The sequence below is a fragment of the Staphylococcus sp. EG-SA-2 genome, assembly GCF_017152085.1.
Genome location: NZ_JACYHC010000323.1, coordinates 1 through 347, shown reverse-complemented (window position 1 = coordinate 347; position 347 = coordinate 1). Strand labels below are relative to the sequence as shown.

2 pseudogenes are annotated in these 347 nt (G+C 30.3%); both read left to right on the top strand.

The window, feature by feature from the left end:
- Window positions 1-35: 35 nt before the first annotated feature.
- Window positions 36-143 (top strand): annotated as a pseudogene (locus IDG60_RS24615) (beta-lactam sensor/signal transducer MecR1); the annotation flags it as partial.
- Window positions 144-183: 40 nt separating this feature from the next.
- Window positions 184-347, top strand: a pseudogene (locus IDG60_RS03140) (IS6 family transposase); the annotation flags it as partial.

The window sequence follows — 347 nt, the reverse complement described above, 5'->3', positions numbered from 1 at the left end:
AATGTTATAATTTTTGTGATATGGAGGTGTAGAAGGTGTTATCATCTTTTTTAATGTTAAGTATAATCAGTTCATTGCTCACGATATGTGTAATTTTTTTAGTGAGAATGCTCTATATAAAATATACGGTTCTGTTGCAAAGTTGAATTTATAGTATAATTTTAACAAAAAGGAGTCTTCTGTATGAACTATTTCAGATATAAACAATTTAACAAGGATATTATCACTGTAGCCGTTGGCTACTATCTAAGATATACATTGAGTTATCGTGATATATCTGAAATATTAAGGGAACGTGGTGTAAACGTTCATCATTCAACGGTCTACCGTTGGGTTCAAGAATATGC